Source organism: Microbacterium sp. NPDC080005, from assembly GCF_040702445.1.
In the GTDB taxonomy this organism is placed as follows: Bacteria; Actinomycetota; Actinomycetes; order Actinomycetales; family Microbacteriaceae; genus Microbacterium; species Microbacterium oleivorans_D.
On sequence record NZ_JBFBLD010000005.1, the window covers coordinates 1 to 5,468 of the forward strand.

At 54.9% G+C, this 5,468-nt stretch carries 3 rRNA genes; all 3 read left to right on the plus strand.

Annotation, left to right across the window (positions count from 1 at the left end):
• The first annotated feature begins 240 nt into the window (after positions 1-240).
• Positions 241-1,763 (plus strand): 16S ribosomal RNA (locus tag AB0259_RS15385).
• A gap of 375 nt (positions 1,764-2,138) precedes the next feature.
• Positions 2,139-5,245, plus strand: a 23S ribosomal RNA gene (locus AB0259_RS15390).
• Positions 5,246-5,343: 98 nt separating this feature from the next.
• Positions 5,344-5,460 (plus strand): 5S ribosomal RNA (rrf, locus tag AB0259_RS15395).
• Together the 16S, 23S and 5S rRNA genes form the textbook arrangement of a ribosomal RNA operon.
• The last annotated feature ends 8 nt before the right edge of the window (positions 5,461-5,468 follow it).

Sequence of the window (5,468 nt, forward strand, 5' to 3'; positions counted from 1 at the left end):
GTTGCCTCACTACGAAGCCCTTGCGGGGGTGGTGTGGGAGCATCCGATCCTTGAGAACTCAACAGCGTGCACTTGTCAAATGCCAAATAACCTCGATCTCGGCTTCGGCTGAGGTGAGATTCCTTTGGATCAAAGTCCGGCACTTTGGTGTCGGCGATGGATAGTCAGCAATGATTTATCTTTTTGGTCAGTTCAAACTCGCTGCTTTCGCCTTTTTCCGGTGATTGTCAGTATTTTTCTTTTACGGAGAGTTTGATCCTGGCTCAGGATGAACGCTGGCGGCGTGCTTAACACATGCAAGTCGAACGGTGAAGCAGAGCTTGCTCTGTGGATCAGTGGCGAACGGGTGAGTAACACGTGAGCAACCTGCCCCTGACTCTGGGATAAGCGCTGGAAACGGCGTCTAATACCGGATATGAGCTGCGATCGCATGGTCAGCAGTTGGAAAGATTTTTCGGTCTGGGATGGGCTCACGGCCTATCAGCTTGTTGGTGAGGTAATGGCTCACCAAGGCGTCGACGGGTAGCCGGCCTGAGAGGGTGACCGGCCACACTGGGACTGAGACACGGCCCAGACTCCTACGGGAGGCAGCAGTGGGGAATATTGCACAATGGGCGAAAGCCTGATGCAGCAACGCCGCGTGAGGGATGACGGCCTTCGGGTTGTAAACCTCTTTTAGCAGGGAAGAAGCGAAAGTGACGGTACCTGCAGAAAAAGCGCCGGCTAACTACGTGCCAGCAGCCGCGGTAATACGTAGGGCGCAAGCGTTATCCGGAATTATTGGGCGTAAAGAGCTCGTAGGCGGTTTGTCGCGTCTGCTGTGAAATCCCGAGGCTCAACCTCGGGTCTGCAGTGGGTACGGGCAGACTAGAGTGCGGTAGGGGAGATTGGAATTCCTGGTGTAGCGGTGGAATGCGCAGATATCAGGAGGAACACCGATGGCGAAGGCAGATCTCTGGGCCGTTACTGACGCTGAGGAGCGAAAGGGTGGGGAGCAAACAGGCTTAGATACCCTGGTAGTCCACCCCGTAAACGTTGGGAACTAGTTGTGGGGTCCATTCCACGGATTCCGTGACGCAGCTAACGCATTAAGTTCCCCGCCTGGGGAGTACGGCCGCAAGGCTAAAACTCAAAGGAATTGACGGGGACCCGCACAAGCGGCGGAGCATGCGGATTAATTCGATGCAACGCGAAGAACCTTACCAAGGCTTGACATATACGAGAACGGGCCAGAAATGGTCAACTCTTTGGACACTCGTAAACAGGTGGTGCATGGTTGTCGTCAGCTCGTGTCGTGAGATGTTGGGTTAAGTCCCGCAACGAGCGCAACCCTCGTTCTATGTTGCCAGCACGTAATGGTGGGAACTCATGGGATACTGCCGGGGTCAACTCGGAGGAAGGTGGGGATGACGTCAAATCATCATGCCCCTTATGTCTTGGGCTTCACGCATGCTACAATGGCCGGTACAAAGGGCTGCAATACCGCGAGGTGGAGCGAATCCCAAAAAGCCGGTCCCAGTTCGGATTGAGGTCTGCAACTCGACCTCATGAAGTCGGAGTCGCTAGTAATCGCAGATCAGCAACGCTGCGGTGAATACGTTCCCGGGTCTTGTACACACCGCCCGTCAAGTCATGAAAGTCGGTAACACCTGAAGCCGGTGGCCCAACCCTTGTGGAGGGAGCCGTCGAAGGTGGGATCGGTAATTAGGACTAAGTCGTAACAAGGTAGCCGTACCGGAAGGTGCGGCTGGATCACCTCCTTTCTAAGGAGCACTGCACTCTTCGGAGTGACAGAGCCGGTTTCGAGACGAATGTTCTCGACCGGAGCTCATGGGTGGAACGTTTGACGAGGTGCAGGAGGGTGACCTCTGGATCTAGTACGGCCTTCGGGTGTGGAACGGTTCGGGGTGAGGTTTCTTGCACATGCACGCTGTTGGGTCCTGAGGGACCGGATGAGAGTCCGAACCTCTGGGCCTTTTCTTGTGCCGGCAGTGCCGGTGCGGGGGAGGTACCGCCCGTACTTTGAGAACTACACAGTGGACGCGAGCATCTTGCGAGCTGATCTTTAGGGATCGGTTCGTGAAAGATGATCTTAAAGATCATTAGTCAATTTCGAATTGACGATTCAACTCATGTGATTTCAAGTCTTTAAGAGCAAACGGTGGATGCCTTGGCATCTGGAGCCGAAGAAGGACGTAGCAATCTGCGATAAGCCTCGGGGAACTGATAAGCAAGTTTTGATCCGAGGATGTCCGAATGGGGAAACCCCGCCAGGGCGCGTGCGTACCTGGTGACTCCCGCCTGAATATATAGGGCGGGTAGAGGGAACGTGGGGAAGTGAAACATCTCAGTACCCACAGGAAGAGAAAGCAACCGCGATTCCGTTAGTAGTGGCGAGCGAAACCGGATCAGGCTAAACCTAGCGTGTGTGATAGCCGGCAGGCGTTGCACGTTGGGGGTTGTGGGACTTTTCAGACTGTTCTGCCGAACTGTCGGCGTTACAAGAAGGTATAGACGAACCGCATTGAAAGGCGGGTCATAGAGGGTGCCAACCCCGTAGTCGAAATGCTTCTCTTGACGCGAAGAGTATCCCAAGTAGCACGGGGCCCGAGAAATCCCGTGTGAATCTGTCAGGACCACCTGATAAGCCTAAATACTCCCAGATGACCGATAGCGGACAAGTACCGTGAGGGAAAGGTGAAAAGTACCCCGGGAGGGGAGTGAAATAGTACCTGAAACCGTTTGCTTACAAACCGTTGGAGCACCCCTGGTAGGTGTGACAGCGTGCCTTTTGAAGAATGAGCCTGCGAGTTAGCGATATGTGGCGAGGTTAACCCGTGTGGGGTAGCCGTAGCGAAAGCGAGTCTGAATAGGGCGATTCAGTCGCATGTCCTAGACCCGAAGCGAAGTGATCTATCCATGGCCAGGCTGAAGCGACGGTAAGACGTCGTGGAGGGCCGAACCCACTTAGGTTGAAAACTGAGGGGATGAGCTGTGGATAGGGGTGAAAGGCCAATCAAACTTCGTGATAGCTGGTTCTCTCCGAAATGCATTTAGGTGCAGCGTTGCGTGTTTCTTGCCGGAGGTAGAGCTACTGGATGGCCGATGGGCCCTACAAGGTTACTGACGTCAGCCAAACTCCGAATGCCGGTAAGTGAGAGCGCAGCAGTGAGACTGTGGGGGATAAGCTTCATAGTCGAGAGGGAAACAACCCAGACCACCAACTAAGGTCCCAAAGCGCGTGCTAAGTGGGAAAGGATGTGGAGTTGCTGTGACAACCAGGAGGTTGGCTTAGAAGCAGCCACCCTTGAAAGAGTGCGTAATAGCTCACTGGTCAAGTGATTCCGCGCCGACAATGTAACGGGGCTCAAGCACGCCACCGAAGTTGTGGCATTGACATTATTGGTAGGCCTTCGTGGTCCAGCCGTGTTGATGGGTAGGAGAGCGTCGTGTGGCCAGCGAAGCGGCGGTGTGAACCAGCCGTGGAGGCTACACGAGTGAGAATGCAGGCATGAGTAGCGAAAGACGTGTGAGAAACACGTCCTCCGAAAGACCAAGGGTTCCAGGGTCAAGCTAATCTTCCCTGGGTAAGTCGGGACCTAAGGCGAGGCCGACAGGCGTAGTCGATGGACAACGGGTTGATATTCCCGTACCGGCGAAGAACCGCCCCAGCTAATCCAGTAGTGCTAAGAGTCCTAACCCGGCTGAGTGGATCCCTTCGGGGTGAAGCCGGCCGGTCTAACGCTCGACCCCGTTCTGGTGCGGCTAGCGTATTAACAGGTGTGACGCAGGAAGGTAGCCCAACCCGGGCGATGGTTGTCCCGGGGCAAGTGCGTAGGCCGAGAGATAGGCAAATCCGTCTCTCATTCAGGCTGAGACACGATGCGGATAAAAAGTGGGTGATCCTATGCTGCCAAGAAAAGCATCGACGCGAGGTTCTAGCTGCCCGTACCCCAAACCGACTCAGGTGGTCAGGTAGAGAATACCAAGGAGATCGAGAGAATCGTGGTTAAGGAACTCGGCAAAATGCCCCCGTAACTTCGGGAGAAGGGGGGCCATCCACTTATACGGACTTGCTCCGGAAAGGGTGTGGTGGCCGCAGAGACTAGTGGGTAGCGACTGTTTACTAAAAACACAGGTCCGTGCCAAGTCGCAAGACGATGTATACGGACTGACGCCTGCCCGGTGCTGGAAGGTTAAGAGGACCGGTTAGCCGCAAGGCGAAGCTGAGAATTTAAGCCCCAGTAAACGGCGGTGGTAACTATAACCATCCTAAGGTAGCGAAATTCCTTGTCGGGTAAGTTCCGACCTGCACGAATGGCGTAACGACTTCCCAACTGTCTCAACCGCGAACTCGGCGAAATTGCATTACGAGTAAAGATGCTCGTTACGCGCAGCAGGACGGAAAGACCCCGTGACCTTTACTACAGCTTGGTATTGGTGTTCGGTGTGGCTTGTGTAGGATAGGTGGGAGACTTTGAAGCGGTGACGCCAGTTACCGTGGAGTCATTGTTGAAATACCACTCTGGTCACTCTGGATATCTAACTTCGAACCGTAATCCGGTTCAGGGACAGTGCCTGGTGGGTAGTTTAACTGGGGCGGTTGCCTCCCAAAAAGTAACGGAGGCGCCCAAAGGTTCCCTCAACCTGGTTGGCAATCAGGTGGCGAGTGTAAGTGCACAAGGGAGCTTGACTGTGAGACTGACAGGTCGAGCAGGGACGAAAGTCGGGACTAGTGATCCGGCAGTGGCTTGTGGAAGCGCTGTCGCTCAACGGATAAAAGGTACCTCGGGGATAACAGGCTGATCTTGCCCAAGAGTCCATATCGACGGCATGGTTTGGCACCTCGATGTCGGCTCGTCGCATCCTGGGGCTGGAGTAGGTCCCAAGGGTTGGGCTGTTCGCCCATTAAAGCGGTACGCGAGCTGGGTTTAGAACGTCGTGAGACAGTTCGGTCCCTATCCGCTGCGCGCGTAGGAAATTTGAGAGGATCTGACCCTAGTACGAGAGGACCGGGTTGGACGAACCTCTGGTGTGCCAGTTGTTCTGCCAAGAGCACCGCTGGTTAGCTACGTTCGGGATGGATAACCGCTGAAAGCATCTAAGCGGGAAGCCGGCCTCAAGATGAGATTTCCATACCTTCGGGTGAGAGGCTCCCAGCCAGACTACTGGGTTGATAGGCCGGATGTGGAAGCGTGGTAACACGTGAAGCTGACCGGTACTAATAAGCCGATGACTTGATAACACACCGTTTAGGTGCTTGCGTCCACTGAGTGGTTCTCGATGTACGGTCGAGAACCGCATAACGAACAATCGTTGTGCAGACTGAAACATCAATAGTGTTTCGGCGGCCATAGCGTGAGGGAAACGCCCGGTCACATTCCGAACCCGGAAGCTAAGCCTCACAGCGCCGATGGTACTGCAGGGGGGACCCTGTGGGAGAGTAGGACACCGCCGGACTTCTTTCG